The 25,936-nt window shown below is 59.2% G+C and carries 24 protein-coding genes; 13 read left to right on the plus strand and 11 right to left on the minus strand.

What is annotated here, in order from left to right:
• Positions 1-85: 85 nt before the first annotated feature.
• Together MHM37_RS14365 and MHM37_RS14370 are read left to right on the plus strand one after the other, a co-directional pair.
• Entirely contained in the window at positions 86-274 is a 189-nt protein-coding gene (locus MHM37_RS14365; protein WP_219862133.1) for a hypothetical protein, read from the plus strand.
• The gene (locus MHM37_RS14370; RefSeq protein ID WP_239297180.1) at positions 267-1,787 is read left to right on the plus strand and encodes a sodium:solute symporter family protein; all 1,521 of its coding nucleotides are present in this window, start codon (positions 267-269) and stop codon (positions 1,785-1,787) included. The genes MHM37_RS14365 and MHM37_RS14370 overlap by 8 nt, the downstream gene beginning before the upstream one ends.
• Before the next feature lie 42 nt (positions 1,788-1,829).
• On the opposite strand, the gene MHM37_RS14375 is transcribed toward MHM37_RS14370, so the two are convergent.
• From MHM37_RS14375 to MHM37_RS14385, 3 genes are read right to left on the minus strand one after another with little or no spacing between them, the layout of a single operon-like run.
• The gene (locus MHM37_RS14375) at positions 1,830-2,762 is read right to left on the minus strand and encodes a biotin-dependent carboxyltransferase family protein (protein ID WP_239297178.1); all 933 of its coding nucleotides are present in this window, start codon (positions 2,760-2,762) and stop codon (positions 1,830-1,832) included.
• Positions 2,759-3,463 (minus strand): 5-oxoprolinase subunit PxpB, encoded by a 705-nt coding sequence (gene pxpB, locus MHM37_RS14380; protein ID WP_239297175.1) that lies wholly within the window; start codon positions 3,461-3,463, stop codon positions 2,759-2,761. The genes MHM37_RS14375 and pxpB overlap by 4 nt, the downstream gene beginning before the upstream one ends.
• Positions 3,460-4,212, minus strand: a complete 753-nt coding sequence (locus tag MHM37_RS14385) for a 5-oxoprolinase subunit PxpA (protein WP_239297173.1) — start codon at positions 4,210-4,212, stop codon at positions 3,460-3,462. Before MHM37_RS14385 ends, pxpB begins: the two co-directional genes overlap by 4 nt.
• 527 nt (positions 4,213-4,739) lie before the next feature.
• Here MHM37_RS14385 and MHM37_RS14390 point away from each other — a divergent pair.
• From MHM37_RS14390 to MHM37_RS14405, 4 genes are all read left to right on the plus strand, one after another.
• A complete protein-coding gene (locus MHM37_RS14390) occupies positions 4,740-5,732 on the plus strand; it encodes a LysR family transcriptional regulator (RefSeq protein ID WP_153842948.1) in 993 nt (330 codons plus the stop codon).
• 13 nt (positions 5,733-5,745) lie between these two features.
• On the plus strand, positions 5,746-6,735 hold the full coding sequence (locus MHM37_RS14395) for a TRAP transporter substrate-binding protein (protein ID WP_153842949.1): 990 nt from the start codon (positions 5,746-5,748) through the stop codon (positions 6,733-6,735).
• 76 nt (positions 6,736-6,811) lie between these two features.
• Complete coding sequence (locus MHM37_RS14400; RefSeq protein WP_139525885.1) at positions 6,812-7,375, plus strand: TRAP transporter small permease; 564 nt, start codon at positions 6,812-6,814, stop codon at positions 7,373-7,375.
• A gap of 23 nt (positions 7,376-7,398) precedes the next feature.
• The gene (locus MHM37_RS14405) at positions 7,399-8,703 is read left to right on the plus strand and encodes a TRAP transporter large permease subunit (RefSeq protein WP_139525884.1); all 1,305 of its coding nucleotides are present in this window, start codon (positions 7,399-7,401) and stop codon (positions 8,701-8,703) included.
• 9 nt (positions 8,704-8,712) lie between these two features.
• Here MHM37_RS14405 and MHM37_RS14410 read toward each other — a convergent pair whose 3' ends face one another.
• The gene (locus tag MHM37_RS14410) at positions 8,713-10,242 is read right to left on the minus strand and encodes a GGDEF domain-containing protein (protein WP_219862119.1); all 1,530 of its coding nucleotides are present in this window, start codon (positions 10,240-10,242) and stop codon (positions 8,713-8,715) included.
• 203 nt (positions 10,243-10,445) lie between these two features.
• Between MHM37_RS14410 and MHM37_RS14415 the strand changes: the two genes are divergently transcribed.
• The 3 genes from MHM37_RS14415 (at position 10,446) to MHM37_RS14425 (ending at position 14,891) form a co-directional block, all read left to right on the plus strand.
• On the plus strand, positions 10,446-13,145 hold the full coding sequence (locus MHM37_RS14415) for an EAL domain-containing protein (protein ID WP_239297171.1): 2,700 nt from the start codon (positions 10,446-10,448) through the stop codon (positions 13,143-13,145).
• A 75-nt stretch (positions 13,146-13,220) separates the two neighbouring features.
• Positions 13,221-13,958 carry an HAD-IB family hydrolase gene (locus MHM37_RS14420; RefSeq protein ID WP_239297168.1) on the plus strand — a complete coding sequence of 246 codons (738 nt, stop codon included), beginning with the start codon at positions 13,221-13,223 and terminating at the stop codon, positions 13,956-13,958.
• A 39-nt stretch (positions 13,959-13,997) separates the two neighbouring features.
• The gene (locus MHM37_RS14425) at positions 13,998-14,891 is read left to right on the plus strand and encodes a drug/metabolite transporter (protein ID WP_239297165.1); all 894 of its coding nucleotides are present in this window, start codon (positions 13,998-14,000) and stop codon (positions 14,889-14,891) included.
• A 25-nt stretch (positions 14,892-14,916) separates the two neighbouring features.
• Here MHM37_RS14425 and MHM37_RS14430 read toward each other — a convergent pair whose 3' ends face one another.
• The 4 genes from MHM37_RS14430 to MHM37_RS14445 form a co-directional block, all read right to left on the minus strand.
• Entirely contained in the window at positions 14,917-15,657 is a 741-nt protein-coding gene (locus tag MHM37_RS14430) for a sulfite exporter TauE/SafE family protein (protein ID WP_239297164.1), read from the minus strand.
• A gap of 142 nt (positions 15,658-15,799) precedes the next feature.
• Positions 15,800-17,158 carry a magnesium transporter gene (gene mgtE, locus MHM37_RS14435; RefSeq protein WP_239297162.1) on the minus strand — a complete coding sequence of 453 codons (1,359 nt, stop codon included), beginning with the start codon at positions 17,156-17,158 and terminating at the stop codon, positions 15,800-15,802.
• A 156-nt stretch (positions 17,159-17,314) separates the two neighbouring features.
• Complete coding sequence (locus tag MHM37_RS14440) at positions 17,315-17,656, minus strand: DUF6482 family protein (RefSeq protein ID WP_239297161.1); 342 nt, start codon at positions 17,654-17,656, stop codon at positions 17,315-17,317.
• A 116-nt stretch (positions 17,657-17,772) separates the two neighbouring features.
• The gene (locus MHM37_RS14445; RefSeq protein WP_153842955.1) at positions 17,773-18,108 is read right to left on the minus strand and encodes a hypothetical protein; all 336 of its coding nucleotides are present in this window, start codon (positions 18,106-18,108) and stop codon (positions 17,773-17,775) included.
• Between the two features lie 185 nt (positions 18,109-18,293).
• On the opposite strand from MHM37_RS14445, the gene MHM37_RS14450 reads away from it, so the two are divergent.
• Positions 18,294-19,187 carry a LysR family transcriptional regulator gene (locus tag MHM37_RS14450; protein ID WP_239297159.1) on the plus strand — a complete coding sequence of 298 codons (894 nt, stop codon included), beginning with the start codon at positions 18,294-18,296 and terminating at the stop codon, positions 19,185-19,187.
• A 100-nt stretch (positions 19,188-19,287) separates the two neighbouring features.
• Here MHM37_RS14450 and MHM37_RS14455 read toward each other — a convergent pair whose 3' ends face one another.
• On the minus strand, positions 19,288-20,304 hold the full coding sequence (locus MHM37_RS14455) for a 1-aminocyclopropane-1-carboxylate deaminase (RefSeq protein WP_239297157.1): 1,017 nt from the start codon (positions 20,302-20,304) through the stop codon (positions 19,288-19,290).
• A gap of 207 nt (positions 20,305-20,511) precedes the next feature.
• Here MHM37_RS14455 and MHM37_RS14460 point away from each other — a divergent pair, with 207 nt between their 5' ends.
• Positions 20,512-21,018, plus strand: coding sequence for an Lrp/AsnC family transcriptional regulator (locus MHM37_RS14460; RefSeq protein WP_239297156.1), 507 nt, complete (start codon positions 20,512-20,514; stop codon positions 21,016-21,018).
• Positions 21,019-21,151: 133 nt separating this feature from the next.
• A complete protein-coding gene (locus MHM37_RS14465; protein WP_239297154.1) occupies positions 21,152-23,281 on the plus strand; it encodes a PhoX family phosphatase in 2,130 nt (709 codons plus the stop codon).
• Positions 23,282-23,436: 155 nt separating this feature from the next.
• Here the strand turns inward: MHM37_RS14465 and MHM37_RS14470 are convergent, their stop codons facing one another.
• Entirely contained in the window at positions 23,437-24,075 is a 639-nt protein-coding gene (locus MHM37_RS14470; RefSeq protein ID WP_239297152.1) for an NAD(P)-dependent oxidoreductase, read from the minus strand.
• A gap of 116 nt (positions 24,076-24,191) precedes the next feature.
• On the opposite strand from MHM37_RS14470, the gene MHM37_RS14475 reads away from it, so the two are divergent.
• Complete coding sequence (locus MHM37_RS14475; RefSeq protein WP_239297151.1) at positions 24,192-25,097, plus strand: LysR family transcriptional regulator; 906 nt, start codon at positions 24,192-24,194, stop codon at positions 25,095-25,097.
• Here MHM37_RS14475 and MHM37_RS14480 read toward each other — a convergent pair.
• A complete protein-coding gene (locus MHM37_RS14480; RefSeq protein WP_239297150.1) occupies positions 25,094-25,852 on the minus strand; it encodes a FadR/GntR family transcriptional regulator in 759 nt (252 codons plus the stop codon). The genes MHM37_RS14475 and MHM37_RS14480 overlap by 4 nt on opposite strands.
• Positions 25,853-25,936: the final 84 nt, after the last annotated feature.

The following is a 25,936-nucleotide window of genomic DNA, read 5'->3' on the forward strand; positions in this document are numbered from 1 at the left end:
TGTATGCGTACTTAGGCATCGCTGGTTCGTCAGCTTTGCTACAGTAGCGTTTGCTTCCCTTTGATGTAACAACACGAGATCGACGATGACACGCAGTAAATGGATATGGCTCGTATGGGCCGTTGTCTTATCGAGCTATGTAGTGCCTTACACGCTGTTGAGCGACGTGTCGCGGTGGTACGGCAGCTTTTTGTTCTGGACCGTGGCGGGGTTGGTCATCATCGCCCTGAATGTGTTGATCACTCAAGGTTTCAAGGAACATAGTGATGACTGAGACGCTCATTTGGGGAGGCATTGCGCTTTACCTGTTGATTGCTCTCGGCATTGCGGTGCTGTCGCGTCGTCCCCCGACGAAAGGACACACGGAAAGCATGTCCGGTTACTTTTTGGGCAACCGGCAAATGAACGGGTTCGTCTCGGCGCTGAGCTACAGTGCCACGACCTACAGTGCCTTTATGATGGTGGGGTTGGCAGGCCTTACCTATGCGGGTGGCGTGGGCGCGCTCGGTTTTGAAATCATCTACTTTGCCGGTGTCTCACTGGTGGCGATTTTCGGCCCTAAATTCTGGGCGGTCGGCAAGAAGTTCGGCTACGTGACGCCCAGCGAGATGCTCGGCCACCGCTACAACAGCAAACAGGTGGCCATGGCCGTTTCCGTTGCTAGCTGTATCTTTCTGATTCCTTACTCAGCGGTTCAGCTCGCGGGCGTCGGCTACCTGCTTCAGGGGATGTCGGGAGGCACCATCACGTTTACCACCGGGGTTGCGCTGGCCACGGTAGTCGCCATTTTCTTCTCTTATATCGCGGGGATTCGTTCGGTCATGTGGACCGACTCGCTGCAGGCCATCATGATGATCGTGGCATCCACGCTGGTGGCGCTGTTGGTGATTCATAGCTTGGGCGGTTTTGGTTCGCTCTTCGAGACACTGGCGACCGAGCATCCGCAGTCACTGACGGTGCCCGGCCCGGGCCTATTCAGCTTCGTCACCTTTTTGGGGCTTACCATTCCCTGGTTCTTCTTTAGCCTCTCCAATCCGCAGGTGAGCCAACGTCTGTTCATGCCGTCGTCGCTGCGTTCGATGCGCCACATGCTTATCGGCTTTTTGGTGTTCGGTTTTATCTATACCTTGGTCTCTGTGCTGTGGGGATTCTCCGCCTTGGCCGCTTTCCCAAGTCTAGAACGCGCCGATTTAGCCACGCCTACGCTACTGGGCTCAGAGTTCGTGCCGCCCGTCTTGGGCGTGATCGTGATGATCGGCATCATGGCGGCGGCCGTTTCCACCATCGACTCGATCATGCTGACGCTGGCCTCCATGGTCTCACGCGATGTTTACGCCAACCTCAAGCCGAACGTGAGTGAAAAGCGCCAACTCCAAGTCGGAAAGCTCGTCATACCGGTCATTGCACTCATGGCGCTCGCCTTCGCTGAGCTACAGCTCGATCTCATTGCAGTGCTATCGGTGGCCGCCTCCTCGGGCTTGGTGGCCATGGTGCCTGCACTGATCGGTGCTTTCTATTGGAAACGAGGAACAGGCGCCGGAGCATTGGCCTGCGTGGTGGGCACCAGCGCCTTTGTGCTGCTGATGTATGCCACCGGCAATTCACTGCTGGGCCTGCCTGCCGGTGTATGGGGCATTGTGGTCGCGAGTGTGCTGTTTGTGGGCGTTAGCCTTGCGACCCAGCCTCATCCAGCCTCTACCGATGCCTTTTTTGCCGCCATCGAGGAAGAGCTGGGTCACAAGCGCCGCTCTGCCAGTAATTCAACGACCAAGCAGTCGACTCCTTAGGCCCCTAGCGCTAAAAGCCCCTGTCTACTGGGGCTTTTCAGCCTACTTCCACCGCAACAGCTGCTTGCGATACGCCGCCTGCGCATGGGTCGCACTGATCGGCTGCAAACGCACCTTGGTACCCGGCAAACACTGGGCGAGGCGGGCGCAGGCTATGGGGGTCAAAGCACCCAGGCGCGGGTAGCCGCCGATGGTTTGGCGGTCGTTCATCAGGATGATCGGCTGGCCGTCGGGAGGAATCTGCACGGCCCCTAGCGGAATCCCTTCAGAAACGATGCCGTCTAGGCGGCTGTTCAGCGCTTTGCCGGTGAGCCGAATGCCCATGCGGTCGGCACGTTGATCCACGGTCCATGGCTGGTTGAAGGCGTCAAACAGGCTGCGCCCGGCAAAGTGGGCGGCCTGGGAGCCCAGCACCATGTCCAGCACGGTGTCTTCTGCATCAGGCAGAGGGATCTGGGTGCCTTGGGGTAACTGACGCGGCGTGGCGCTGCTGCCTTTCCAGGTGAGCTGATCGCCGGTTTTGAGCGGCTTGCCATCTTCGTGCAGACCGCCGATGTGTTCTCTTGCCGTGCAGGCTTGGCTGCCCAGCACGGTTGGCGCATCCAGCCCGCCCGGGAAGGCGAGGTACGCGCGTAGGCCCTTTTTCGGCTGGCGAAAGACCAGCGTTTGGCCCGCTTGCATCATAAAGCTGGCGTTGGGCGCCAGCGGTTGGTCGTCCAGTGTGGCGGCAAGGTCGGCACCTGCCAGGGCGAGGCGCACGTCGCTATTGGCTACCAGCGTCAGGTTGCCGCCCATGACGATTTCCAGCGCGGCGCTCTCCAGCGAGTTGCCCAAAAGCCAGTTGGCCCAGCGGAAGGCGATCCAGTCGGCGGCACCGCCTTGCGTCACGCCTAAGTGGCCGACGCCGAAGCGGCCCGCATCTTGAATCAGTGCCAGCGGTCCGGCTTGCTTGACGGTCAGGGTAGGACGGCTCATGAGCGCTCCTCCAGCGGGGTGGTGTCGCCCCCGGCCGCTTCGAATTCGGATTGGGATATCGCCTTGAAGCGCACTTTATCGCCCGGGCGCAGCAGCGGCTCGCCGCGTTTGGCGTGTTCGAACAGCGGCACGGCGGTTCTACCCAGAATGTTCCAGCCGCCCGGTGAAAGCAGCGGGTAGATGGCCGTTTGTCGGTCGGCAATGCCGACGCTGCCCGCCGCGACACGGCGGCGGGGCGTTTTCAAACGCGGCGCGGCAATCGCCTCATCCACCAAGCCCATAAAGCCGTAGCCAGGGGCAAAGCCCAGTGCAAACACGCAGTAGTCGTGACTGCAGTGTCGCTCGATCAACGCCTCGACGCTGAGACCGGCGCGCTTTGCCACGGTGGGCAATTCGGGGCCAACGCTCTCGTCGTACCATACGGGAATTTCGTGGAGCTGGCCCTGCTGGGAGTCGGCAGGGGCTAAATTGCGTAGGGCACTGCGTACGAGGGTCGTGGCCTGGGCAAAGGTGAGCTTTTGGCAGTCGTAATGCACCAGCAGGGTGGTGTATGACGGGATCAGGTCGATGAGCGCGTGATCGAAAGCGCGCCGCAGCGCCTCGTCGGCGGCCATGATCCACGCCATATTGGTTTCATCGATGGCGTCGAACAAGCGCACCGTTAGGGCGTCCATCGCCGCTGTTTCTAAGCGCAGTTTCACGCGGACTCCAACGCCGTAAAGGCCTCGCGAATGGCGCGCACGGCGGCCACGGATTCGGGATTGTCGCCATGCACGCAGAGCGTATCGCAGGGTAGCAGCAGGGCGCTGCCATCGCGGGCGGTGAGGGTTTCCCCTTTGGCCAAGGCGACGGCTTGGGCGACGATGGTGGCTTGGTCGTGGTGCACGGCCCCCGGCAGGCGGCGTGAGGCTAAGTGGCCGGTGGCCTCATACGCGCGGTCCGCGAAGGTTTCAAACCAGAGGGTGATGCCCATTTTTTCCGCTAGCTGACGATGCGGCGCTGGATCGGCGGTGGCCATCACCATCAGCGGCAGGCGGTCATCGAACGCCTTCACGGCGCGCATGGCGCCTTCCAGTAGCGCCACATCGGCTGCCATGTCGTTGTACATTGCCCCGTGGGGTTTGACGTAGCTCAGTGCGGTGCCTTCTGCTTGGCAAATGCCTGCCAGGGCGCCGATTTGGTAGAGCATCATGTCTTCCACTTCGGCAGGCGAGCAGGCCATGGAGCGGCGGCCAAAGCCCATTAAATCGGGGTAACCGGGATGGGCACCGATTTTTACGCCGTGCTGAACAGCAAGCTTCACTGTCTTGCGCATCACATGGGGGTCGGATGCGTGGTAGCCGCAGGCAATGTTGGCACAGTCAACGTGGGGCATGACCTCAGCGTCCAAGCCAATCGACCAGTTACCGAAACTTTCGCCCATATCGCAGTTAAGCAGCGGAATCGCCATAACGTCTCCTGCCGGGTTGTGTGTTGTTAGTAATTGATATCGCTATTCATTAGCCAAATGAGACAGTCTATTTGCTCATAGTGATGACGTGTTAGTGAGCCTATTTATGGTGTTGTTAGCGCAAAAATAATATATGGAGAGCGCGTTCCAAGTGCCAATCGTTTTTAGCGATATTGAGTATCGGCTGTTCCTATCATGCTGTTATTTAGTGGAAAAATAGTTGACGCTAGAGCGTGATACGATTATCAACTATTGAAAGCGACTCAAAAAAGATTACAAAAGAGACGCCCTGATCCGCCGGATGTCGCGCGTTTGCGCTACCTATAACAATGGCTAGGAAAGGGTGATGTCTGAGGAGTGCCACATGCGGTTGCCAGCCCCGCGACAGCTTGCCTGTGCCCAGCACGGCAGGTTGCATATACATCTGCATAGCGACGCTTCACCTGGATTACCAACGGTGGGCGGCATGGTGAATGCGCCTACTGGGGTGCTTTGCCCGAGTGCGTTTTTGACAGGCTGGTGAGACGATGCTGGATTTTAAGGAACTCGATGCCTTTGTGTGGGCGGTGAAACTTGGCTCTTTTCGTAAAGCGGCCGCCAGGTTACACATCACTCAACCCTCGGTGTCGGAGCGTATTTCTCGCTTAGAGAGCACGGTGGGCGAGCTGCTGCTCGAACGCTCGGCGCGACCGATTCAACCCACCATGCGTGGCCGAGAGTTCTTTCTCCATGCCGAACGCATGCTGGCTCAGCGCGATGAAGCCCTGAAACTGTTCGACAGCGAAGAGGATTTTTCGGCGCCGCTACGTCTGGGCACCATCGAAACCATCGCCCATAGCTGGTTTCCGCGCTTCATGCAGCGCCTCACCGAGCGCTATCCCAAGCTCATCATCGAACTGACCGTCGACTACTCGCCCGCGCTCAATGAGCGTTTGACCGGCAATGAGCTGGATATCCTGTTGGCCATGAACGGCTATCTGCCCCCGGAGCAGATCGACCAAGAGACGCTCAGCCCTTACGAGATGGGCATGTTCGTCTCGCCACGCCACGCCCAGCGGCTTAGCGAACGCCCCCACGCCTGGTGCACCACGCTGCCGTTCATTTCTTTTGGCAAGCTGGCGCGCCCTTATGAGGAGCTGGTGAGCTACCTCGCCGCCCAGGGGGTGGCGCAGCCACGTATTCATAGCGTGAGCACGCTGATGACCATTGTTCGCTTGACGACCGAGGGATTAGGCATCGGCGCGCTGCCGGTCGCTACCGTGCTGGACGAGTGGCGACGGGGCGAGCTGTATCGTCTGGCGCTCCCCGCGCCGTTACCCGCCATGCACTATGATGTGATTTGGCGCAGCGCCAATCATCCGCGCTTTTGTCGCGGCGTGGGCCGATTGGCCCAAGAGTGCGCGCGTGAGTATGCCACTGAAAAGCATAACGAGATTACTAACACGTGTTTTACCGGGCGTTGGGTGACCCCTAACGCCGCCTCCTCCACCCCTGTGCAGCACCTCCATCCCTATGAATAAGAGGACTTTACCTATGCGTACTCGCATTGCGACCCCCCTGCTTCTTGCCACGGCGTGCAGCCTTGCCGCCGCCGCCACGGCTCAGGCCGCCGAGTGGACCATGGCCACGCCCTACGGGGATGCCAGCTTCCACACCCAAAACACCAAGCAGTTCGCGGAAGATGTGGCGGAAGCCACGGACGGCGAGCTCACCATTACCGTTCATAGCGGTGGCTCGCTAGTATCCCACGGGGAGATCAAGCCCTCCGTGCGTCGCGGCACCATCGACGCCGGTGAGGTGTTCCTCTCCATTCTCTCTAACGACGACCCGATTTTCGAAGTCGATACGCTGCCTGGCGTGGCCGGTAGCTACGATGACGCCTACGCGCTGTGGGAAGCGACCAAGCCGATGATTACCGAGCTGTTCGCCTATGAAGGGCTGATTCCGCTGTATGCCGTTGCCTGGCCTGCACAGGGCATCTACACGGCGGAACCGCTCACGGATCCGGCACAGTTCGAGGGGCTGCGCGTGCGTGCGCCGAACATCAACACCCAGCGCTTCGTCGATAACCTAGGCGGTAGCCCCACCGAAACCGAAGAGTCGGATATCCCCACGGCCTTTAGCACCGGCCGCGTCGACGCGATGATTACGTCGAGCTCTACCGGCAACTCCATGGCCGCTTGGGACTACGTCACCGACTACACCGATGCCAACTTGTGGCTGCCGAAGAACATCGTTTTCATCAGCCAGCGTAGCTTCGATCGTCTTGACGAAGCGACTCAAGAAGCGCTGATGGAAGCGGCGGCCCGTGCCGAAGAGCGCGGCTGGCAAATGAGCCGTGAGAACAATGACGAGAGCCTCTCGGCGCTGCAAGAGAACGGCATCAGCGTGTCCGAACCCAACGCTGAGGTAGCTGCTGCACTGCAGGCGGCCGGTGACGAGCTGTTCGCCGATTGGCAGTCCCGCGCCGATGACGAAGCCAAAGCGGCACTGGAAGCCTACCGCGCTCAGCGTGGCAACTAACCCTTCGTTGCCACGGTAACGCCTGGGGCAGCCCGCGGGCTGCCCCTTTCCCTACGCGCTCTGTGAGACTGCGAACATGACGTTTAAATTCGACAAACTCTACCGCCTGGGTGCCTGGGGCGCAGCAGCGTGCATGGTGGCCATTTGTGCGCTCATTGCGCTGCAAGTCACTTTCCGTTTGGTGGATGCTCTGTTGGTGCTGGTGGGCCTTAGTCGACTCGGCATCAGTATCACCGGCGTCTCGGAAATGGCCGCCTATTTATTGGTCGGCGCGACGTTTCTGGGTCTGGCTTACACCTTCGTGCATCACGCCCATATACGGGTCACGCTGCTCATTTCGCGCCTGCCGTCGGCGGTGCGCGTGTGGTTCGAGGTGTTTGGTCTGCTGATTGCGCTGGTCATCAGCGTGCTGCTGACCTATGGCTTGATCGGCTTGGCGAGGGAGAGCCTGGAATACAACGATGTGTCGTCGGGCTTCTTGTCGATTCCTCTGTGGATCCCGCAAGTGGTGCTGGCCGTTGGCGTTGGTCTGCTGGCCCTGGCGCTGCTGGAGGCGCTATGGATGGCTGGGCGTATTGCCCTGCGAGACCCGTCAAGCTTCCGTGAAGCCATGTCCATCGACGATAACGACGCGCACTAAGCGGCGACTCGGGAGATACCCTCGTGCTACTACTCAGTTTAGCGACTATTGTGACCCTCGTGGTGCTGTTGGGCAGCGGGGTGTGGATTGCCTTTGCGCTCATCGGCACCGCATGGATTGCCCTACAATTTTTTAGCCCTTTCGATCCAGGCCCCATTTTGGCCTCTGATTTTTGGGGCGCCAGCTACGGCTGGGACTTGACGGCGCTGCCCATGTTCATCTGGATGGGCGAAATTCTGTTCCGTTCGGGGCTAGCGGACAACATGTTTCGCGGGCTGTCGCCGTGGCTCAACCGTCTGCCGGGCCGCCTGCTGCATACCAACATCATTGGCAGTGGCATGTTCGCAGCGGTATGTGGCTCGTCAGCCGCCACCTGTGCCACGGTGGGTAAAATGACCCTGCCCGAGCTCGAACGCCGCGGCTACGACAGCAACATGGCGATTGGCACGCTGGCCAGCGCGTCCACACTGGGCTTGTTGATTCCCCCCTCGATCGTGCTGATCGTGTATGGCGTGGTCACCGAGCAGTCGATCTCGCGGCTCTTCATGGCGGGCATTGGCCCCGGCCTGATGATCTTGGCCATGTTCATGACGTATTTGGTGCTCTGGGCGCTGCTCAAAGGCAACCGTGCTGGCCTGACGGGTGCCGACGAATCGGATATGAGCATCGCTGAAAAGCTGCGCAATACCTGGGCGCTGGTGCCTATTTTGCTGCTGATTGGCGGCATCATCGTATCGATTTACGGCGGGCTGGCTTCGCCAACGGAGGCGGCTGCAGTGGGCGTGGTGCTATCGATGATCATTGCCCGGTTCAATGGTCACTTCGACCGGTCGATTTTTACCGACTCGCTCTTTGCGGCAGTGCGCACGGCCTGCATGATCGCCTTCATCATTGCCGGTGCATCGTTCTTGACCTCGGCCATGGGCTTTACTCAAGTGCCCATGAAGCTTGCTCAGGCCATTGGCGAGATGGGACTATCGCCCACCATGCTGCTGGTGGCACTCACGCTGCTGCTGCTCATCATGGGCTGCTTCTTGGACGGTATTTCGCTGATTCTGCTGGTGACGGCCATTATCATGCCGGTGGTGAGCGCGGCGGGCTTCGATCTGATCTGGTTCGGCATCTATTTGGTGATCGTGGTCGAAATGTCGCAAATCACGCCGCCGGTCGGGTTTAACCTGTTCGTGATTCAGGGCTTGACCGGTAAGGATATTCTGACCATCACCAAAGCGACGCTGCCGTTCTTTTTACTGATGATGCTGGCCATTGCGCTGATGCATCTCTTCCCCAGCATTGCGCTTTACCTGCCTTACGCCATGACCGGCTAATTGGCCGAGTCATTGACCATAGACCGACACCCCGCCCCGGCCAGAGCGCTTGATGAAGTACATGCTCTGGTCGGCGGCATCGATCAGCTCGCGTTCATTACCAAAACCGCCATCGGTCAAACACGCCACGCCAATCGATACCGAGACATAGAGCGGCTCTTGTTCGATCCGCGCCATGGGCCGCTCCTGCAAGCGCCGAGTAATGCGTTCGGCAAAGCGTTTTGCGCCTTCGGCATTTTCATCCGGCAGAATCACCAGGAACTCTTCGCCACCATAGCGGCCCGCTAGATCGCCCACGCGCACCAGCGAGGCGAGCATCTTACCAAAGCGGGCCAGTACCTCGTCGCCTGCCTGATGACCGAAACGGTCGTTCAGCACTTTGAAGTGATCGAGGTCGATGAACACCACCGACATGGTTCGCTTGGTCGATAGGCAAAGGTGGAAGCGCTCTCGCAGCTGTTCCTCTAGCCACGCGCGATTGGCCAGTTGGGTCAGCGGATCGATCCGGCTGCGCTGCTCTAGCTGGGCGTAATCGTCGAGCAGCGCATCCCGCGCCTTTTGCTGAGCGTCCAGACGGGCGCTAAGCGACAGCGTATGCTCGTACAGCAGCTGCTGAGCCTCTTGTAACAGCCTAACGCTATCGATCGAGACGGGTTGGCTTAGCCCCAGAGTCTCCATCAAGGGCGGCAGAGTGTATTCGAGGTGTGCCAAAAGCCCGGCAAGGGCCCACTCGTCAGCGGTGGCCAACGTTCGAAGCTGACGCATTACGCCCGCTAATGCTTGGGCGGGATCGGCCGATAACCAAGCATCGGCAAGTGCACCCGAGACGCGCAGGCAGAGAACCGAGGGATTGTCGGTCTCGAGCCCTTCGTGGCTGCGCTGGATGGCGCGAATCAAATCGTCATGAGCGCCCCATTTCGCGAGTAACCAAGCGCCGATCAGCGCGTGGTCGCAGCCAAAGTAGCGTTTTTCGACCTGCTGGGTATGGCCATGAGAGGCCTGCTCGGTCCCGTATAGCCGCTCAGCGTCGTTGGGGTAGGCGGTTTGTAGCGCCAGGATGCCAATGTCCTGCAGTAGTGCTGCCGTAAACACGCTGCCCGCTTGGTGAGGGCAGAGCTGTTGCGCGAGATAACTCGCGGCAACGGCTGAGGTAATGGCTCGCCGCCAGAAGTGCTGGCGGCCGCGTGCCGAGTGGTCATTTTCGAACAGGCAAAAACTCAGCACCGTGGCCAGCGTGACATCCAGCCCCATACGCTGGGTGGCTTCGAAACACGTATGAGGCGGCTGGGCGGCGCGCAGATAGTGCACGCTATTGGCCACGCTCATCACCCGTGCCGTCAGGGCCGGGTCGTGCTCGATGGCGCGTGCATAATCGCTCAAGGTGGCATCCGAGGTGCGGGTGATCTCCAGCACGTTGAGCGCCACCGCCGGCAAAGACGGTAGCCGCTTGCACTGCAGCAAAGCGCTGCTGAGAAAGCTGGGAAGCTGGTTGGCCAGCGAGGTATAAAGCGTTTCGCTGACGGCAGTAGGCCCCGTCATAGTGTCTCCTCAATGCCGTGCAGCGAAGTAGGCAGTCAGTTGAATAACGATCGTTTTTTTTATCATATTGTCAGGTTGGCCGATACCGCTTGGCGCGATCGGCGTCTTCCAAAAGGTAGCTGTTTATGGTGCAAACGTCGCCGTGCTTTGTTAAAACAGTGGCAAAGCTTAGCTGCTCTATAACGACATAAGCGAGTGCAACGATGCACACACGAAAAGAAGCAGCAGAGATTTTTCGCCAGCTAGCAGAAGGGGTGGGGCGTAGCAGTCAGCCCAACTTCTTTGCCTCCCTGGTGGAACAGCTTGCTCGTTTACTGGCCGTCGATCATGCGTTGATCGCGGTCGTCACTGATGCCAATATAGCGGAAACCCTGGCCGTTTGGTCAAGCAATGGTTTACAAGCCAATATCACCTACCCCTTGGCAGGCACGCCTTGCGAGACCGTGGTTGGCCATGAACCATGCCTTTACGCCTGCGACGTACAATCCTGCTTTCCTGAAGACGATCTTTTGCGCCAGCTCGGTGCCGATAGCTACATGGGCCTGCCGCTATTTGGGCCGGATGGGGCGGCCATCGGTCTGCTAGCGGTGCTGAGCAATCGCCCCATGGCGTTCGATGGACTAGAAAACGAAGTGTTGCGAATTGCCGCCGCACAAGCGGGTGCTGAGCTGGGCAGGCGTCAAGCAGAGAACGCGCTACGCAAAAGCGAGGCCGCCGCCAAAGAGAGCGAGCGACGGCTGAACACCTTGCTCGATCACCTGCCCGGCATGGCCTACCGCTGCCTGAACGATCATGACTGGACCATGATGCTCGTCAGCCAAGGCGCCGAAGCGCTGACCGGCTATCGGCCGGAAGAGTTGGAAAACAGCCGAGTGACGACCTTTGCCAGCCTAGTGCACGCAGACGATCAAGCGCGGCTGGCGCAAGAGGTAGCGGCTGCGATTCGCCAGCGCCGTCCTTATCGCGTGACGTTTCGCATTCGGCACCGCGACGGTAGCGAGCGCTGGATGTGGGAGCAAGGGCAGGCCGTCTTTTCCAATCAAGGCGAGGTACTCTGCTTGGAAGGCTTCATTACGGATGTGACCGACCAGCAAGAGGCGCAGCGGGTACAGCAGGCGGTGGTTCAAGTGGCCTCGACCGTCACTTCTAGGGTGGGCGACGATTACTTTCAGCAACTCATTGCCACGCTGACCAAGCTGTTGGAAGCCGATGCGGGATTCATCGCTCTGTTGGACCAACCGGTGCCGCCTGCACCACAGGGCCATTCTCATCCCAGTAATCTGTTGCCTGCCACTACGGGGCATACCGTGAGTCTGGTCGTCGCTGGCCAGACCCGTAAAAACCACACCTTCTTGCTGCGCGGCACGCCCGTCGAACGCGTGGTGCTCGAACAAGAGAGCGTCGTACAGCAGGGGCAGCGGTTTAGCCTGCCGGGCGCCACGCTGAACGCGCAAGCCTGGATCGGACGCCGCTTGGATAACGCCAAAGGGGAAGCCATTGGGGTGATGATGGTGTTTTACCAAACGCCGTTAACCACCAATGCCTTTGCTACCTCCGTGCTGCAGATTCTCTCCACGGGGGCTGCCGCCGAGCTCGAGCGACGCCGCGACCACCGCCACATGCACCAGCTGGCCTACACCGACAGCACGACCGGCTTGCCCAACCGGGTGCAGTTCATGGATCTCTTGCGTGATATAGGCGAGCGGGCCGAGCAGCAGGCGTCGCCGCTGGCGCTGCTGCTGTTGGATTTGCGCCGCTTCAAAGAGGTCAACGACCTGCACGGACATCAAGTCGGTGATCAACTGCTGGCAACGGTGGCGGCGCGTTTGCGCCACTTGGATATAGCCAACTTGCACTGCGCGAGGCTATCGGGGGATGAGTTCGCGCTGCTATTACCACGCGTCGAACGCGCAGCGCTGGATGAGCTGGTCAAGCAGCTTTGCAGCTTGGTGAGACGGCCGATTCGTCTAGAGCACCGCGTCTTCAATTTGGACGTAAGCATTGGTTTTGCGCGCTACCCAGGCGATGTGGCCAACACCAGCGAGCTGTTCAACGCGGCCAGTATTGCACTACATCACGCCAAAAAGCGTGAAACCAATATCTCCCCCTACACGCAAGCCATGCGCCATACGCTGGAACGCCGCCAATGGATGACCGAGCGGCTGCACATGGCGATTTTGGAGCAGCGGCTAGAGCTCTACTTCCAGCCCCAGGTGGATTTAGACACGAAAGCGCTGACCGGTGCAGAGGCGCTGTGCCGCTGGCACGACCCAGAGTGGGGGTGGGTCAGCCCAGGGGAGTTCATCCCCCTAGCCGAGGAGCGCGGGCTGATTCGTTTACTCGGTGACTGGGTGCTGGAAGAGGCCGCGCGTCAGTTGAGCGCTTGGCAAGCAGCGGGCACACCGCTTCCGGGGCGGCTGTCGATCAATATCTCCGCGCAGCAGTTTGCCGACCCGCGACTAACGACTCATATTGCCGCACTCACCTCCAGCGTCTCGCCCAGCGCGATTGCCATTGAGCTGACCGAGAGCGATTTCATGCGCGACCCGGATCAGGCGGTCATCATTACCCAGGCCATGCGTCAGGCAGGCTATGCGCTGTTCATCGACGACTTCGGCACCGGGTACTCCTCGCTCTCTTATCTGCGCCGCTTTGCCGCCGACGCGCTAAAAATCGATATTTCGTTCGTGCGCGAAATGCTCGATAACCACCACGATCGGGCCATCGTGCAGACGATCATTGCCATGGCCAACACGCTGGACATGAAAACCCTTGCCGAAGGCGTTGAGAGTGCCGCCCAAGCGGCGCTACTGGCCGAGATGGGCTGTAATCAGGCGCAAGGTTACTTTTTCGGCAAGCCGCTGCCAGCCGATCGCTTTGCCTGTACCTGGCTGAGTCGCTAGGCGCACGTTCGTCATCTTACTGTCATCATGCGTGGCATACCCTACGCGCGCCAAACCGCGACGATAGGAGTTCCCATGCGCCTGGCCCTGTTTGACCTTGATGACACGCTCCTGGACGGAGACTGCAGCGACCGCTGGAATTTATGGATGATCGAGCAAGGATGGGTCACCGACGCGGAGCGCTTCATGACACGCGCCGAACAGATGCAGCAGGCCTACCATGCGGGCAAGCTCAAGCTAGACGAGTACCTGGCCATGACGCTGGCACCCCTGAAGGGGCGGCGAGTGGCTGAGGTGGAAAAAGAGGTCGAGCGCTTCGTCGCTACTCATTTGCAGCCGCGTATTTTCGATCAAGCGTGGCGCTGCCTAGAGAGCCATCGACAAGCGGGCGATACTTTGATTTTGATCTCTGCCTCGTCTCGCCATTTGGTGGCACCCATCGCGACAGTGCTCGGCATCGAGCATGTGCTGGCGGTGGAGCCGGAGATCACTATGTCCGAAGAGGGTCGTGTTTACACCGGGAGCAGCCAAGGCGTGCTTTCGTACCGAGGCGGCAAGGTGATCCGCTTTCAGCAGTGGCTGGCGGAGCACGCCATCACGCCGAGCCACACCACGTTCTATTCCGACTCGCGCAACGATTTACCACTGTTGCAGTACGTGGATTGCGCCGTGGCGGTCAACCCCGACCCGGTCTTGGCCGAGGTGGCTAGCGTAGAAGGGTGGCGACGCTTAGACTGGCGGGCATTCTCTTTTAGTAATGACCGCTTATCTAGCTCCGTTAATAGTGAATACTCCAGTCTTGCTAAAACATGATGGTCGTTTCATAGGTACTCTCGTTGTCAAGGCGACCACATGAGTCCAGCGGCCCTCGCCCTGGTACTGGTCTCGGTGTGTATGCATGCCGGATGGAACGTGCTGGGCAAACGCAACACGCCCTCGCTGGGGGCGTTCGTTCTGGCCTATGGCGCTGGCGGCGTCGTGATGCTGCCGCTAGTGGTACTGGGACCATCGCTGCTGGCGCTTCCAGGCGCATTCTGGGGGTGGCTGGCACTCTCGGGGCTATGTCAGATGCTCTATATGGGCGGCTTGGCCTGGGCCTATGCACGGGGGGAGGTGAGCGTGCTCTACCCCATCGCCAGGGCGCTGCCCGTCGTGCTGGTGCCGCTGGTCTCCATTGCGTTACTAGGTAGCCGCGTTCTGGATGCCTGGGACGGCCTGGGAATGGCGCTGGTGGTCTTGGGGGCGCTCTGTCTGCCGCTCAGCCACCCGGAGGCGCGCCGGGTGTCCACCTATGTCACGCCCGCCATGGGGTTCGCGCTGCTGGCGGCGGCGGGCACGGTGGGCTATTCGCTCATCGACAAGCAAGCCTTGGGCCTGATGCAGAGCGCGGGTCACAGCGGGCTCACCGCCGGAGCCGTCTTTATGGTGCTGCAAGCGGTGATGACGCTGACTTGGGCAGTGCCGCTGCTGGCGCTGCTGCCCGCTGAGCGCCGCCGCCTGCCGCTACTTCGTCAGCAAGGCCTGCCCATGTTAGTGACGACCGGGCTGATGATGACCTGCACCTACGGGCTCGTACTGATGGCCATGGCGATGACCGATGAAGTGAGCTATGTGGTCGCGCTGCGCCAGCTCTCGATTCCGGTGGGCGTGTTGATGGGCGTGCTGTGGTTGAAAGAGCCTGCCTCCACCGCTAAAACACTCGGCACCTTGGTGATGCTGGCGGGGTTGGTGATGGTGGCGCTGTAGTCGCGCCACCTTCTTGCTCTCTCAACTAGAGCGCCTGCCACACCAAGTTGATCCCCACTAAGAACATGGCGAGGATCACCAGACGGTAAAACAGCGTTTCATTGACGCGACTCTGTAGCCAAAGACCGTTACGTACGCCGATCCACGCCACGGGCACCAGCAGCAACGAGGCCCAGGCGCTGGTCATGTTGACCTCGCCTAGCCACATGTACGGGCCGAGCTTGATGGTGTTCACTACCGCATAGGTCACCGTGCAAGTGGCAATGAAGGTTTCTTTGGTGAGTTTGCGCGGCATCAGGTACATGTTCATCGGCGGCGCGCCCGCGTGGGCGATGAAGCTGGTAAAGCCGCACACGCTAGCGGCGGGCAGCGCCCAGTGGTGGGAAATGGGCTTTTTCGCCACCGGCTTGAGCAGCATGTAAGCGGCGAAAACCACCGACAGAATGCCCAGGGCCATGCGCACGCCCTGCTCGCTCAGGCTGCCAAACAGCAGCGTACCCACCGCCACGCCAATGAACAGCCCCGGCACGAAGCGCCACACTTCCGCCCGGTCGTGCTTGCCCCACCACGCCTTGACCGCAAAGACATCCATCACCAGCAGCAGCGGCAGCAGCAGCCCGGCCGCCTGGGTGGGGCTAATCGCCAGCGCCATCAGCGGTACCGAGAGCGTGCCAAAGCCACCCGCAAAGCCCCCCTTGGAGACGCCGGTGAGATACACCGAAAAAACGATCAACAGCCAGGCGATAAGGGAGTAGTCCGGGAGCATGGAGGCCTCAAAGGGTGATGAAAATAGGGTGATTGAAAACAGCTGCCACAAAAAAGCCCCGCAGGAGCGGGGCAGCACAGGATAGCATTAGATAAATGTTAGCGGGCGAATAGAAAGGAGGGGCGCCTTGTCATCGCGTTGATCACAAAATGATCACCGTCGCCAGCCCTAAGAATGACAGAAAACCCACCACATCCGTGACCGTCGTCAGAATCACCGCGCCGGAGAGGGCGGGGTCGATTTGTAAGCGTTTCAGCACCAGCGGAATGAGCACGCCGGAGAGGTTGGCGAGGCTCATGTTAATGAAGATGGCTAACGTGATGACCAGGGTAATCAGCGGGTCGCTAAACCACAGATAGGAAATGCCGCCTACCACCAGGGCCCATACCAGGCCGTTGCTCATGCCCACCCACAGCTCTTTGTTATAGAGCCACTGTTTGTTGTTACCCGCGATTTGGCCGAGCGCCAAGCCGCGTATGACCACGGTCAGGGTTTGGCTACCGGCAATGCCGCCCATGCTGGCGACGACAGGCATAAGGATGGCCAGGGCGACGATTTGATCCAGCACCGCTTCGAACTGGCCGATGACGAAGGCGGCGAGGAAGGCGGTGAGCAGGTTGATGCCCAGCCAAATGCCGCGGCTCTTGGCACTGCGTAGAATGGGGGTGAACACCTCTTCTTCGTCGCTCACACCCGACATGTGCTTCAACGTCATGTCGGCGTCGTCCTGGGTGATTTCCAGTACGTCGGCGGCGTTCAGCTGGCCGACCAGCAGCCCATCGCTGTTGCACACCGGCACGAAGGGCAGCTCTTTGGAGCGCAGCAGGGCCGCGGCGTCGCTGACCTTCATTTGGTCATTCAGCGAGTAGGGCGCATCGTCCATAAACGCGTCGACGCTGCTCTCCTGGGGCTGTTTGACCAAGTCGATCAGCGTCAGGGTGCCCAGCAGGCGCTTGTCCTTGTCAGTGATCATGATCTGCTGCGAGTCGTCGTCTAGCAGATGGTGTATCCGGATGTAGCGCTGCACGGCTTCCAACGACACGCCCTGCTTTACATTGACCGTCTCTGGGTCCATGTAACGGCCGACCATGTCCTCTTCATAGGTATAGAGGTTCTCGACCTGAGCGCGAATCTCTTGGTCCAGGCTGGCGTAGACGGTGGTTTTGATCTCTTCATCGGCGACATCGAGGACTTCGGCGACTTCCTGAGCATCCAAGCCCTTAACGATTTGCTCGACGTCGCTGGCGGTCAGGTCTTCGATGTAATCGGCGCGAATGTCCTCGTCGACTTCGGCAAGTACTTCGCCGAGCATCGCTTCTGGAATGTACTCCCACAGCCGGTCACGGGTTTTGGCAGGAAAAGACTCAAGGGTGCGCGCAATCGCTAAAATATCGAGCTCATTGAACAGCTCGTTCAGTGCAACCGTATCTTCCTCGTCGAGCAATTTTTGAAGATAGAGAAGCTGCTCCTCGGTGTTGGTGTATTTCTCTTCATCGCGCATAGAGTCCATCCTTTGGTCATTAATTTTTAACACAACTACTTGAAAGCGCTCGATGGCTCACTATGAATCTTATCGGCAGCCGCAGTTGAAAGCCATGCGGGCTTTTTTACCCTCATGACCAGGTCCCTCTAGTCGCCCAGGTGAAACGGGAACGTGTCAGTGCCGAGTTACAAAGGCCACGCGTACGCCATGCTGAAGCCGCTGTTGGGCAGAAACAGGTTGCGTAGGGTGGCCGATCATCTCATCGGCTGCATCGGCCCAAGTAAGAATTCCGTGGGTGAAACCCAGCGGTGCCAGCGTGCGGCTTACCCACTGGGTACCACTAAAACGCTTCGTGTCGCCCTGAGAATCGACTAATAGGCTGACCGAGTCATCGCGGTGCAGGCGCACGATATACCAGCCCACATCAATCCCATGCAGCTCAACGTCGGGCAGCGGCTTGGCCAGTTGGGCAAGCGCAGCCAGGGTTATACGAGGAGGAAGGGGCAAAACCATCATGGCACCTCATTGGCTCAATGGTGTTTATGTAGAGTCTAATGATTGTGATGGTTTTGCATAGTTTTTTGGGTGAGAAGAAACCCCTCTGCCGTCCTAAGGGCGACGCCTTTCTGAGGTTAGCGGTGCAGGATATGACATTTTTTCTGCCGAGCCTTTAACGCCTGTAGGGCATCGACCTTTAATGGCAGCTGGTTGGCCCAGAGGATGTCTTCTCGGCGATGGCCAATATCGCGCAGTATCTGATCGTCGTATTTCAGTAGTGGCACTATATGCCTGCGGAACAGCCAGCGCCGCCGACAGCGCCACCAAGCCATATCGATGACACGGATCAGTCGCATTGATGGCATGGCCGGCATGTAAAACGGCAACTGGGGTGGCTTGGGCGGTGGTGCCAAGCGGCTAGCTTTCTCCCAAGCGTGCTGGGCATGTTGGCAAGGGGTTTCAAACGTCATCGCGCACCTCCATCGTTACTTTCGCTTTATCCAAAGCGGTACCTCCCCAACGACTGGGCAGGTGTGAACTGTGATGAGTAAGTAGGAGGGTCGCGACCTCTGGCTAGAAGCTTGGCGCTTTTCCTTGGATCAATCAAACGAAAAGATTTACACTGAGGGTTAAGTTTTTCTGAAAGGTTAGCGTGATGAGCCAACTCTCTACCCTGCCACCCAGTCGGGTCGCCTTGCCGCTATTGGATAGCGAGGTGTTGCGCACCTTTGTAACGATTGCGGAAAGTGGCAGCTTTACCCGCGCCGCCCAACAGCTATGTCGCACGCCTTCCGCCTTGAGTATGCAGATTAAACGCTTGGAGGAGACGCTTGGCCAGACGCTCTTTGTACGCGAAGCGCGGCACGTACGCTTGACGACCGAGGGAGAAGTGCTGCTGGGCTATGGTCGACGGCTACTTAAACTGAATGCAGAGGCTGTGACCCAGTTTTTAGCCCCTACTATCGAAGGGCGTGTAGGGTTGGGGCTCACCGACGACGTGGTAGGTCGTATCCTGCCCACGGTGTTGGCTCAGTTTGCCCGCTCGCACCCAGCGGTGCAGGTCGATGTGGAGGTGGGGCGCAGCAAAGACCTGCTCGTCAGGCTGGACGAGGGCGAACTTGATCTCGCCCTCGTGATGGCTGGAGGGCCTGGACAGGCTGGACGAGGAGAGATCGTCCATAGTGAACCGCTGGTGTGGGCGGGCCGCGAGGATGGCGTTGCCGTACAGCGCTCGCCACTGCCGGTGACGCTGGCGCAACAGGGATGTGAGTGGCGCAGAATTACTCTCGATGCCCTCGATCAAGCGGGTATCGCGTACCGAATTGCTTACTCCTGCGACCATTGTGCCGGGCAGGAGGCCGCCATGCTGGCTGACTTGGCCGTGACGGCTTTCCCCAAAAGCCTGGTTCGCTCTCCGCTCAAGCGTCTCCACAACGAATCGCTGCCCCCACTAGGCGATTACCAGGTAGCGCTTGTGAAGCGTCCAGGTGTTGGTAGTGCCAGTGAGGTGTTAGCCGAACGGGTGACCGAAGCCTTCCGAGAAGGGTAAGTCTTGTTCTTTGCATCCAGAGGGGGCAGTAGCGTCAAGCCCAATGGCCCGAGCAGTCGGCTGCTCGGGCCGTGGCACGGATCAGCGACGCTTGGTCTGATTAGCCGTTGCGGAACAGGAAGCTGTAAGCATTGAGAGCGGGCACGCCGCCCAAGTGGGCATACAGCACTTTGGAGCCCGCCGGAAACTCCCCGTTGCGTACTTTATCAATCATCCCGTGCATGGATTTTCCCTCGTATACCGGGTCGGTGAGCACCCCTTCCAGGCGGGCGCAAAGGCGAATGGCCTCTAGCGTGCCGTCATTGGGCAGGCCGTATTCAGGGCCGCCATAGCGGGTGTCCAGGATCACGTCGTCATCGGCAATGCCGCCTTCCAGTTCGACTAGCTCGGCGGTGTGGCGAGCAATCCGCAGAAGCTGCGCACGGGTTTGCTCGGGCTTGGCCGAGGCGTCGATGCCAATCACCCGCTGGGCGCGGCCATCGGCGGCAAAGCCCACCACCATCCCGGCCTGGGTGCTGCCAGTCACCGAGCACACCACGATGTAGTCGAAGGTGAAGCCCAGCTCTTTCTCCTGCTGGCGCACCTCTTCGGCAAAGCCGACGAAGCCCAAACCGCCGTAGGGGTGTTCGGAACAGCCCGCGGGAATGGGGAATGGTTTGCCGCCCTGCTGGCGCACATCCTCCATGGCCTGCTCCCAGCTAGGGCGAATGCCGATATCGAAACCGGCGGCGTCCAGGCGAACGTCGGCCCCCATGATGCGCGACATCTCGATATTGCCGACCCGGTCATACACCGCATCGGAGTAGTTCACCCAGTTCTCCTGCACGAGGACGCACTTCATGCCCAGGTGCGCCGCGACGGCAGCCACCTGACGCGTCTGGTTGGACTGGATTCCGCCAATCGACACCAGCGTATCGCAGCCCTGCTCCAGCGCTTCGGGGATGAGGTACTCCAGTTTGCGGGTCTTGTTGCCGCCGAAAGCCAGGCCGCTGTTGCAGTCCTCGCGCTTGGCATACAGCTCGACCTTGCCGCCCAGATGGGCGCTCAGCCGTTTGAGGGGAGTGATCGGGGAGGGGCCGAACGTCAGTGGATAACGGGGGTAGCGTTCAAGGTTCATGGCAAGCTCCTGCGGTGACAGTCAATGCGATAGACAAGGATCGCTGGGTAACGGTGGTTGGAACGTTGGCGTGCTCACTGAGGTTTATAGTAGGCGTTTGCCTATCATGGCGGGTTGCGAAATGAGGGCTTTATAAACAACAATGGATTGTATAGTTGTGTTTATGGGTTTAATTAGTGCGTAAATTCGTTCTTTGAGTAAATAGTAATGTGTGCCAAGCGAGCGGGAGGGGCCTCGGAGCCCCATGACATGGGCGGTGAGCTGGATCGTATCGACAAGCGTATTCTCAAGCTGCTTCAGGAGGATGCGACGCTTTCCAATGTGGCGCTGGCCGAGCAGGTGAACCTCAGCCCTGCGGCCTGTTTGCGGCGTGTCGAAAAACTGAAGCGAGACGGGGTGATCAGCCGAATCGTGGCCCACCTGAACCCGGAACCCCTGCAAGCAGGCATGGTGGTGTTGATTGGCGTAGTGCTGGACCGCTCGACGCCAGAATCTTTCGCGGCGTTCGAGGCGGCGGCTCAAAAAGTGTCGGGCTGCATGGAGTGCCACGTGGTCACGGGGGAGTTCGACTACTTCATGCTGGTGCGCACCAGAGACAGCCAAAGCTTCAACCGGCTACACGCCGAGCAGTTACTCTACCTGCCCGGCGTGCGTCAGATTCGTTCGTTCATGGGGCTGCGGGAAGTGGTGTCGACCCACAAGGTGCCGATTTAGTCCTAAAGGCCCACGGCATGCTCGGTCGTCAATAAACCGTCGTGATTGCGTCATGCATCTTTCATCTTTAACGAATACTCTCCCTCGAAAACGACATGTAGTCGTACGGGCTAATGATGACGAGGGGAGTACCATGAGCAAGGCAATCGAAGATCACCGCCTGTTTAACCACAGCCATAACCAGCCATTTGCCGAGGTACTGGCAAAGCACGTCTCCCGGCGCGATGTGATGCGGGGCGGCCTGGGGCTGGCGGCATCGTCGATGTTGGGGTTTGGCGGCGCAGCCCAAGCGCTAGCAGGCGAGCAGGCCAAGACGCCGCTGACTCTCGCATTTGAAGCGGTGCGTGGTTCTCGCACCGATGCGGTGGTGGTACCGGAAGGCTATGTGGCCCAGGTGCTGGTGCCCTGGGGCACGCCGCTCACCCCATCCGCAGAGTGGCAGCCCGATCTACACATGACCGCCGAGCGCCAGGCCGATAGCGTTGGCATGAACCACGATGGTATGGCCGGATTCGCCTTGGATGTCGACAGCGCGTCGCGGCGTTTCGTGCTAGCGCTCAACAATGAGTATATCGAGCAGGATGCGCTATGGGCGCCTCAGGGTGGCCCTACCAATGCGGGAGGCAAACGCCCGGCGGAAGAGTCGCGCACCGAAATCAACGCCCATGGCGTCACCCTCGTGGAGGTGGAAAAAAACGCCAGCGGGCAGTGGTCTCACGTGACCGACTCGCCCTATAACCGCCGCTTCACCAGCGCCACGGTGATGGATCTTGCCGGCCCCGTGGCCGGTAGCAACTATGTGAAAACCCAATTCTCCCCTGACGGCACGCAAACCCGAGGTACTAACAACAACTGTGGTAACGGCGTGACCCCCTGGGGCACCTATATCGCCTGTGAAGAGAACTGGCCCGATATCTTCGTCAACCGTGGCGAGCGCTTCCCAGACGATGCACGCATCGGTATTCCCACCGATAAAAGCCGCTACGGTTGGGATACCTCGGCAGGCGACGCGACAGAGCAGAACGGCGAGTTCGCGCGCTTTGATATCACTCCGCGCGGTGAGCGTGCCGAAGATGACTACCGCAACGAAGCGCGTACCTTCGGCTACCAGGTCGAAGTCGACCCCTATAGCGGTGCTCGCGCGGTGAAACGCACGGCGCTGGGGCGTTTTCGTCATGAAGGGTGCTGGTTGGGCAAGTTAGAAGCGGGCAAGCCGATCGTTTACTATTCAGGCCACGATGCCCGCAACGAGTATGTCTACAAATACGTCTCTGATGCCGCCTGGGATCCCGCCGATGCCAACCGTCCCGGCGCGGAGTACGACCGTCTCGCCATCGGCAGTAAATATATGGATAACGGCACGCTATACGTGGCGCGCTTTCATGCCGATGGTAGCGGCGAGTGGCTGCCGCTCACACCGAGTGCCAATACTCAGGATGGTCGCACGCTGGCTGCCGCACTTGGCCTAGCCGAGAACGACCTGGCAGGCATCATCATCAATACCTGCGATGCGGCCGACCTCATGGGCGCAACGCCAATGGACCGCCCCGAATGGGCCACGGTGGACCCGGCCTCCGGTGAGGTATACCTGACGCTGACCAACAACTCCCAGCGCAGCGAAGAGGGCAGCGATGCGACCCTCACGAACGATGGCAGCGAGCTGGCCGAGCCGGGAGTAGGTTTCGCAACGGCGCCCGTGAACGCCGCGAACCCCCGTGCCAATAATGAAGCCGGGCATGTGATCCGTTGGCGGGAGAGCCGGTTGCCCAACGCCTTTACCTGGGAGGTCTTCGTGTTCGGCGCGGCGGCTGACGATGCGGACAATCACTCAGGTTTGAACGAGATGAACCAGTTTGCCAGCCCCGATGGCCTGTGGTTCGATGAGCGCGACGGTGGCCAAGGTATTCTGTGGATTCAAACCGACAACGGCTACGAAGGTGTTACCGAGCATACCAACGATCAGCTTTTGGCGGTGGTGCCCAACGGGCTGGACGACATTCGCGGCACCGGCCCGGTGATTAACAGCAGCAACCAACAGCAGCTCAAGCGCTTTGCGGTGGGTCCGAACGGCTGCGAAGTCACCGGTATCTTTGCCACGCCGGATAAAACCGCGCTGTTCATCAACATCCAACACCCCGGCAACTGGCCAGCAGATGGCAATGCCTTAGTGCAAGACGCCACTGCGTCAGCGAGTGGCCAGGTGCGCCCGCGTGCGGCCACCGTGGTCATCCAGAAGCGCGATGGAGGGCCGGTGGGGGTTTAACAGCCAAGCCTCAAGAAACACTCCGTGGTACGCCTATAAAAGCGTCGAGCCCCTGCAGGCTCGACGCTTTTAGCAACTACCTGCTCGCTAGACTGAATGAATGTGAGCTTGCCCCCGCCCTGGTGAAACGGTTTAGCAGTGGCGAAGCTGATCGCTTAATAGGCGACGCAGAAGCGCTGATTGGTATGGCGTGGCGTTTCCAGTTCATCGATCATGGCGATTGCGTAATCCTGCACCGAAATACGGCTCTTGCCCTCGCTATCGCTCATTAGCGTATCGCCGCCAAGCCGGAAACTACCCGTGCGCTCGCCGGGGAAAATCTCGGCGGCGGGGGAGAGAAACGTCCACGCTTGCGCCGTTTGTCCGCGCAGCGTTTCGAGGGCCGTTTTCGCGCCTTCTGCCGTGGCCCGGTACTCGGGTGGGAAGCCTGGAGCCTCTAACAAAAGCTGGCCAGGCGCTACCTCAAGGGTGGCGGCACCACCTACAAGCAGCAATCTAGGCACGGCCGCGTGTTGAGTAGCAGTCAAAATCGAATTGAAGCCTTTGATATAGTAGTCGTACACGTCCTCCTGGGCGTGGCCGCTAAAGGCGCTGATGACGGCCTCCGCACCGCGTAGCTGTTCGGCAAGTACTTCGGTATTTAACACATCGCTTTTAACGGTAGTGAGATTCTCCTGTGACGCTACCCGTTCAGGTCGGGTCACTAACGCCATCACATGATGGCCACGGGAGAGCGCTTCGGTTAAGAGAGCAGAGCCAATAAATCCACTAGCGCCAATCAGTGCAATCTTCATAACGGTTATCCTCGTGTGGGTTGGGGTTGTCGCTGCATTGTCGGACGCTTTATTGATTTGAAAAATAGCGGTTAACGTAATTTACTGTTGTCATTTTCATAACAATAGGGCGTTACATGACCACCGCTAGCGAGTTCGACCTAAACGGTTTGCCGATTTTTATCGCCCTGGTAGAGGCCGGTAGCTTTACCAAGGCGGCGGAGCGTCTAGGCTGCACGAAAACTCGGGTCAGCCTGCAAATTCGCCAGTTGGAAACGCGACTGGGAGTAACGCTATTCCTTCGCACCACGCGACGGGTTCAACTTACCCAGGCTGGCGAGGCGCTTTATCATCAATGTCAGCCGCTATTGACAGAGCTAGAGGGGGCGCTGGCCAGTGCTGTGAGTGACACCCAGCAGTTGCACGGCGAGCTACGTATCACGGCCCCTGAAGATTACGCCGCCGGGGTGTTGAGTGAAGCGGTGGTGGCGTTCAGCCGCTTGCACCCGGCGCTGCATATAGAGCTGCGTAGTGGTGACCAGATAAGCGATATGGTGCAGGAGGGTATCGACTTGGCGTTTCGTCTAGGCTGGTTAAAAGACTCCACGTTGCGTGCTCGTCGGCTAGGCGCCTTTCGGCAGCAGGTGGTGGCTGCGCCTGATTACTTGAAACGCCACGGCACGCCCTCGCATCCATCGGCGCTGCAAGCCCATGCATGGATCGCATTTACACCATTAAGAGCGCCATTGACCTGGACTTTTCAACGACGGGATGAGCGGTGTGAGGTGCAAATGAGCGCGGGGGTGGCAGCCAACTCAACGGTGAGTTTAGTCGCGCTCATGGTCGCCGGCGGTGGTGTCTCCGTATTGCCGGACATTACCGCAGCACCTGAGATAGCCGCCGGGCGTTTAGTGAGTGTGCTCGAGGAGTGGGCTCTGCCGGAAGGCGGCGTTTATGCGGTATATCCGCCCGGGCGGCACATAACCGCCAAAGCGCGCGCCTTTATGGCCTTTTTTGATGCCTGGTTACAAGAAGAGCCCTAACGAGGGGCTGCGCTTAACTCGCTGTCACTTTCATACGTTAGGTTTGTTTCCCAGCTTTCACTACTAACGGCTATTGCTGCATGAATACCGTCGGTATCACCCGCCTTGAAGGCAGCATAGATTGCTTTATGGTCCTTCAATGCTGTTTTCGGTAGCGAACGCATAGAGGTTTCCAGCGCAGCCTCAATGAGTTGCAGTAGCGTTTCCCCGACACGAATCGTCATAGGGTTATGTGTGCTGTGTAAAATAGCACGATGGAAGGCGATATCGTGCTTCGAGGTCTGAGCTCCCACACTGATAGCTTCTTCCATGGCGTCGATACTTTGCTGTATTCGCAGGTGATCCTCTGCCGTTGCACTGTGCATTGCTTGAAGTGTGTAAGCCGGTTCGAACATGCGGCGAAACTCCAGTACATCTCGCGTCATGCCTCGCGCCAGAATCATCCCGAACGCCATCGGGTCGACGAGCGGCGTGCCTGGTTCTCGGCGAATCATGGTGCCTTGACCCCGTTTGACCTCAACGATCCCTATTGCTTGCAGCATTTTGATCGCTTCACGAACGCTGGATTTGCCAATGCCCAGGGTGTGTGTCAGCTCCGTTTCTGAGGGCAGGTAATCTCCAGGATTGAGGTCACCCCGTATTAGAGCACCTTTAATGCGTTCCAGCAGTTGCAATGCAACGGAACTGCGTTCCATTGAATCACCAAACGCAGGTGCATGTGTCGAGCGAGGCTCGGGCTGGCGTTTAAAACTCATGTGGGCCTCACGTGGCTCATCGGTGTTTTCTTCATTTTATCAATACCCTAAGCCTAGCGGCTAAAGATACTCGGCTTAATATAA

The sequence above is a fragment of the Halomonas sp. MMH1-48 genome, assembly GCF_022348105.1.
Taxonomy (GTDB): domain Bacteria; phylum Pseudomonadota; class Gammaproteobacteria; order Pseudomonadales; family Halomonadaceae; genus Vreelandella; species Vreelandella piezotolerans.

Coding starts and splice junctions, on each gene's coding strand:
- MHM37_RS14365 (WP_219862133.1), top strand. CDS start 86: ATGACACGCAGTAAATGGATATGGCTCGTATGGGCCGTTGTCTTATCG.
- MHM37_RS14370 (WP_239297180.1), top strand. CDS start 267: ATGACTGAGACGCTCATTTGGGGAGGCATTGCGCTTTACCTGTTGATT.
- MHM37_RS14375 (WP_239297178.1), bottom strand. CDS start 2,762: ATGAGCCGTCCTACCCTGACCGTCAAGCAAGCCGGACCGCTGGCACTG.
- MHM37_RS14385 (WP_239297173.1), bottom strand. CDS start 4,212: ATGGCGATTCCGCTGCTTAACTGCGATATGGGCGAAAGTTTCGGTAAC.
- MHM37_RS14390 (WP_153842948.1), top strand. CDS start 4,740: ATGCTGGATTTTAAGGAACTCGATGCCTTTGTGTGGGCGGTGAAACTT.
- MHM37_RS14395 (WP_153842949.1), top strand. CDS start 5,746: ATGCGTACTCGCATTGCGACCCCCCTGCTTCTTGCCACGGCGTGCAGC.
- MHM37_RS14400 (WP_139525885.1), top strand. CDS start 6,812: ATGACGTTTAAATTCGACAAACTCTACCGCCTGGGTGCCTGGGGCGCA.
- MHM37_RS14410 (WP_219862119.1), bottom strand. CDS start 10,242: ATGACGGGGCCTACTGCCGTCAGCGAAACGCTTTATACCTCGCTGGCC.
- MHM37_RS14415 (WP_239297171.1), top strand. CDS start 10,446: ATGCACACACGAAAAGAAGCAGCAGAGATTTTTCGCCAGCTAGCAGAA.
- MHM37_RS14420 (WP_239297168.1), top strand. CDS start 13,221: ATGCGCCTGGCCCTGTTTGACCTTGATGACACGCTCCTGGACGGAGAC.
- MHM37_RS14425 (WP_239297165.1), top strand. CDS start 13,998: ATGAGTCCAGCGGCCCTCGCCCTGGTACTGGTCTCGGTGTGTATGCAT.
- MHM37_RS14430 (WP_239297164.1), bottom strand. CDS start 15,657: ATGCTCCCGGACTACTCCCTTATCGCCTGGCTGTTGATCGTTTTTTCG.
- mgtE (WP_239297162.1), bottom strand. CDS start 17,158: ATGCGCGATGAAGAGAAATACACCAACACCGAGGAGCAGCTTCTCTAT.
- MHM37_RS14440 (WP_239297161.1), bottom strand. CDS start 17,656: ATGATGGTTTTGCCCCTTCCTCCTCGTATAACCCTGGCTGCGCTTGCC.
- MHM37_RS14445 (WP_153842955.1), bottom strand. CDS start 18,108: ATGACGTTTGAAACCCCTTGCCAACATGCCCAGCACGCTTGGGAGAAA.
- MHM37_RS14450 (WP_239297159.1), top strand. CDS start 18,294: ATGAGCCAACTCTCTACCCTGCCACCCAGTCGGGTCGCCTTGCCGCTA.
- MHM37_RS14455 (WP_239297157.1), bottom strand. CDS start 20,304: ATGAACCTTGAACGCTACCCCCGTTATCCACTGACGTTCGGCCCCTCC.
- MHM37_RS14460 (WP_239297156.1), top strand. CDS start 20,512: ATGTGTGCCAAGCGAGCGGGAGGGGCCTCGGAGCCCCATGACATGGGC.
- MHM37_RS14465 (WP_239297154.1), top strand. CDS start 21,152: ATGAGCAAGGCAATCGAAGATCACCGCCTGTTTAACCACAGCCATAAC.
- MHM37_RS14470 (WP_239297152.1), bottom strand. CDS start 24,075: ATGAAGATTGCACTGATTGGCGCTAGTGGATTTATTGGCTCTGCTCTC.
- MHM37_RS14475 (WP_239297151.1), top strand. CDS start 24,192: ATGACCACCGCTAGCGAGTTCGACCTAAACGGTTTGCCGATTTTTATC.
- MHM37_RS14480 (WP_239297150.1), bottom strand. CDS start 25,852: ATGAGTTTTAAACGCCAGCCCGAGCCTCGCTCGACACATGCACCTGCG.